A 3638-nucleotide genomic window follows, 5' to 3' on the forward strand; every position below is an offset into this window, starting at 1 on the left:
CTGTCTCCTGTATTGAACTCTGCATCACACTACCAGCCGCCGTAACAAAGTAACCAACTGCCATACTGCTGCTGACACTACAAGACCATTTTTAGGTCGGTTGATAAAGCCAGCTCAGCCCTTCGCTCATATGACTTGCGCGGCAGGCTCCACCCGCGAGGCCGAAGCCTTGCTTATAGCCATAATTTCCGCGTTGGTGCGCCCTGATTTATCTGGCTGGAAGATTGAAAATCCCAAAAACACTGAGCAGCCATAAAACCACAATAATGACCACGAGCACATTAAGTATAGACTTAATAGAAGACGCCATAGGTATATAGCTATTGACGAGCCAGAGAAGCACGCCAACCACTATCAAGACCAGCACTACGTGAATTAAAGATGTCATCATAGACCTCCATAACGCAACACATTGTGTGTCACTATTAAAGCGACATTATATTCTGCCGAGCAGAAGAATAATCAATACTATTAACAGTATCAAACCAATAACTCCACTTGGACCATACCCCCACCCTCTGCTGTGTGGCCAAGCCGGAAACACACCAAGAAGCAGCATAATCAATACGATCAATAGCACCGTACCCAACATGGTAGTTTCTCCTGGTGATTTATGCAGCGGTAATATTTACTGCCAGTGAAGCCTTCGTATTTCTGCCTTGGTAGGTAGAGCACTTTGTTACCCATCAAGCCGACACCCATCTCACGCCGGCACCTGCCCCCAATAAAGCTACACAACCTCTGAGCGACGCTACCAGCACTGCGCAACCCGAGGCGAGATATGCGTAGGTTTTACGACTGGATATTTGGCCCATATTCTTATCCTCCATTACTGGCGTTGGCTGCCCGAATCGCCTGATTGGCTGTTCGTTGTGCAGCGTTCGCTGTTTGCTGTGTGGCGGTCGCCTGCAACGGCGCAGCGGCATCAGCGATAATCCGCTTCATGTCGGCGAGCAGCCTCTCCTTGGTCCAGGAACCGGCATCTTTAAGTTTAGGCATAAAATAGCTTCTTTCGATAAACAACTACATTATGTAATTATAGTATATTTTTCGTCGGCGATGGTCCGGCTGCATCGTGATTCCGGTGACCTTGACCTGAGGGTTCGATTTTTCACCTTGACTCTGTAGCGTACTTCATGGTTTATCATGCTTTATGAATACCGGAAGGAAGCATCCCGTGGCCGTCAATCCATAGGGAGGCTGGCCTGCGACAATGGCTCCCGCCACCACCACGCTGAGCTGAGCGATTGATAAAGGAGCACCTTCATGACGACGTATGCCTTTTCCACCACTATTACCGGATCTTTTCCGGCAGCCCTCGCAAAAGTCAGGGAGGCACTCAAAACGGAAGGCTTCGGCGTGCTGACCGAAATCGACGTGGCTGCAACCTTCAAGGCCAAACTCGGGATCGATTCTCGGCCCTACAATATCCTGGGGGCCTGCAACCCCCAGTTTGCCCACCAAGCGATTGAAGCCGACCCTGACATCGGGCTGCTCCTGCCTTGTAATATCATTGTCCGGGAGGAGGCCAACGGCCAGGTCACAGTGGGTTTCATGGACCCGGTCGCAGTGCTTGGTATGGTTGGCAACCCGCGGGTGACCGCGATCGGTGAAGCGGTGCGTGCCAAGCTGGTTCGGGTGAAAGCAAGTCTCGAGATCACCTGACGCCGATATGCAGAGAATCCGCCGCCGCTTTCCCCTGCTCGTTTTGCTGGCCATGTTTCTCCTCGGAACATGGGTGAGCAATGCGGCGGTGGCTATGCCACTCGGCGCTTCATGCGCTGATATGCCAGGCATGTCGATGGCAGGCATGCCTGATTGCCAGGGTGGTCACGGCACGGATATGAGCTCGCATTCTGGGGCGATGTCCGGTCAGTGCATGTCGATCTGTGCAGAAGCCCATGCGTCAGGGAGATTAAGCCCCTCTGGAATGACCTTCCCTGCCCCGGGAATGATGGGTTCAGTGACATTTTCCAGCCAGGCAAGATTTAGCCCGACACCAGCCCAGTTTTTTTTCTCCCACCCGCCCCATCATCCTCCACCCCTCCAGCAGGTGCGGTTGGTCATTTAAATTCTCCTGAGCAAACTGGCACTCCTCTCTGAATGGGGAGATATGTCACCGATTTGCTGTGGAGATTTTTCATGTATACCAACATTCTTGGTCGTTTTGCCCAACTGGCGTGGGGCGGGATTCGCTTCTTGGCCGGGGTGCTATTGCTCCTGTCGGCGACACCTGCCAGTGCCGCCTTATTGAGTCTGCAGGATGCTGAGGCGATTGCCCTGGGGCAAAATCCCGGTCTCGGCGCCATAAAGCAGAAGGTTGTGGAATTACGGCACCAGGCGGTGGCGATAGCTCAACTCCCCGATCCCCATCTCGCTTTCGGCGCTGCGAACCTGCCCCTCAACAGCTTCTCCATGAACCGGCAGCAGATGAGCATGCTGAACGTGGGCCTGAGTCAGACTTTTCCCTCTTTTGGCAAACTGGGGCTGGAAGGACAGCAGGCGGGGGTCGAGGCCCAGGCGGCCGCCGACACCCTGCGCGGCCAGTCCGCCGAGCTGGTGTTGTTATTGCGCCGCGTCTGGCTGCAAGCCCTCTATGCCGAAGATGCCGTGGCAACGGTCCGGCATCAGGAACAGTTACAGGCAGAGAGTGTGCAAGCGGCGCTGGCGCTCTACCGGTCTGCTCAGGGGGCACAGGCCGATGTGCTCCGCGCCCAACTGGCGCGTGACAGGCTGGCCAATGATATCAGTAAGTTGCAAGCGGAACGGGCAAGCGATCTCGCGCAAATCGCGCAGATCCTGAATCTGCCGGAACCGCCGTCCATAGCGCATCAATGGCCGAACCTGCCACCCCCGCCCACGCTTGCCGAAGCGGAAGCCCGGCTCTCCAGCCAACCCCTCCTGCGGGCCGCCCAGGCGCAAACCCGCGCGGCGCAAATGGGCGTGCAGGTAGCTAAGCGTGGCTATTGGCCGGAAGTCACGGTCAGTGTCGATTATGGTCAGGATTTCTACGCTGGCAGCCCCAACTGGCTGTCAGCGGGGGTTGACCTGAGCCTGCCCATATTTCCGGGAGACCGCCAGGACCAGAACGTCGCCGCCGCCCGGGCCAAGGCCTTGCAGGCGCAATATCGCTACGACGATCAGCATCTGGCCCTGACCCAGGAGGCGCGCGCCACCTTCGCCCGCTACGCAGCCCTCAAGACCGAGTTGGAGCGTACCGACCAACGCCTGCTGCCTACCGCACGAAATGCCTTTTCCGCGACGCTCGCTGCCTACTCGGCAGGACGTGCCGAACTGAGCGCTGTGCTGCGTACCCAGAAGGAAGTGCTGGATTACGCCCTGACCCGCCTGCAATACCGCCGCGATCTGGCCCTCAGCGCCGCAGAACTGGATTTCCTCACCACCGAAGGGGGAGCACAACCATGAAGTCACGCAACTGGATCATCGGTATCGGCTTACTCGTCATTGGTGTAGCCCTTGGGGCGGGTGCGGTGTGGTGGCTGCGGGTCCCCGCCGCCGCGCCTAGCGCCAACTCCACTGCAACCCATTCTCCGAAAAGCACGCCCAAGGGACGGCATATCCTCTACTGGGCTGCCCCCATGGACCCCAAGATTCATTCGGATCACCCGATGAAGGAC

The 3638-nt window shown here is 56.7% G+C and carries 5 protein-coding genes and 1 pseudogene; 3 read left to right on the plus strand and 3 right to left on the minus strand.

The window, feature by feature from the left end; translation table 11 throughout:
* Positions 1-208: 208 nt before the first annotated feature.
* The 3 genes from AC2VNK_RS07025 to AC2VNK_RS07035 all read right to left on the minus strand — a co-directional run bounded on the left by AC2VNK_RS07025 (position 209) and on the right by AC2VNK_RS07035 (position 999).
* Positions 209-391, minus strand: a complete 183-nt coding sequence (locus tag AC2VNK_RS07025; protein WP_486883284.1) for a Thivi_2564 family membrane protein — start codon at positions 389-391, stop codon at positions 209-211.
* 45 nt (positions 392-436) lie between these two features.
* Positions 437-592 carry a DUF3309 family protein gene (locus tag AC2VNK_RS07030; protein WP_486883285.1) on the minus strand — a complete coding sequence of 52 codons (156 nt, stop codon included), beginning with the start codon at positions 590-592 and terminating at the stop codon, positions 437-439.
* A gap of 227 nt (positions 593-819) precedes the next feature.
* Complete coding sequence (locus AC2VNK_RS07035; protein WP_486883286.1) at positions 820-999, minus strand: hypothetical protein; 180 nt, start codon at positions 997-999, stop codon at positions 820-822.
* 267 nt (positions 1000-1266) lie between these two features.
* On the opposite strand from AC2VNK_RS07035, the gene AC2VNK_RS07040 reads away from it, so the two are divergent.
* The 3 genes and pseudogenes from AC2VNK_RS07040 to AC2VNK_RS07050 all read left to right on the plus strand — a co-directional run.
* On the plus strand, positions 1267-1665 hold the full coding sequence (locus tag AC2VNK_RS07040; protein ID WP_291523343.1) for a DUF302 domain-containing protein: 399 nt from the start codon (positions 1267-1269) through the stop codon (positions 1663-1665).
* Between the two features lie 477 nt (positions 1666-2142).
* On the plus strand, positions 2143-3426 hold the full coding sequence (locus tag AC2VNK_RS07045) for a TolC family protein (RefSeq protein WP_486883287.1): 1284 nt from the start codon (positions 2143-2145) through the stop codon (positions 3424-3426).
* Positions 3423-3638, plus strand: a pseudogene (locus tag AC2VNK_RS07050) (efflux RND transporter periplasmic adaptor subunit); the annotation flags it as partial. The gene AC2VNK_RS07045 and the pseudogene AC2VNK_RS07050, both read left to right, overlap by 4 nt.

The sequence above is a fragment of the Acidithiobacillus sp. TH-A35 genome, assembly GCF_057473505.1.

Excerpts from the sequence above, each read along its gene's own strand:
- AC2VNK_RS07025 (WP_486883284.1), bottom strand. The coding sequence starts at position 391 with ATGATGACATCTTTAATTCACGTAGTGCTGGTCTTGATAGTGGTTGGC.
- AC2VNK_RS07030 (WP_486883285.1), bottom strand. The coding sequence starts at position 592 with ATGTTGGGTACGGTGCTATTGATCGTATTGATTATGCTGCTTCTTGGT.
- AC2VNK_RS07035 (WP_486883286.1), bottom strand. The coding sequence starts at position 999 with ATGCCTAAACTTAAAGATGCCGGTTCCTGGACCAAGGAGAGGCTGCTC.
- AC2VNK_RS07040 (WP_291523343.1), top strand. The coding sequence starts at position 1,267 with ATGACGACGTATGCCTTTTCCACCACTATTACCGGATCTTTTCCGGCA.
- AC2VNK_RS07045 (WP_486883287.1), top strand. The coding sequence starts at position 2,143 with ATGTATACCAACATTCTTGGTCGTTTTGCCCAACTGGCGTGGGGCGGG.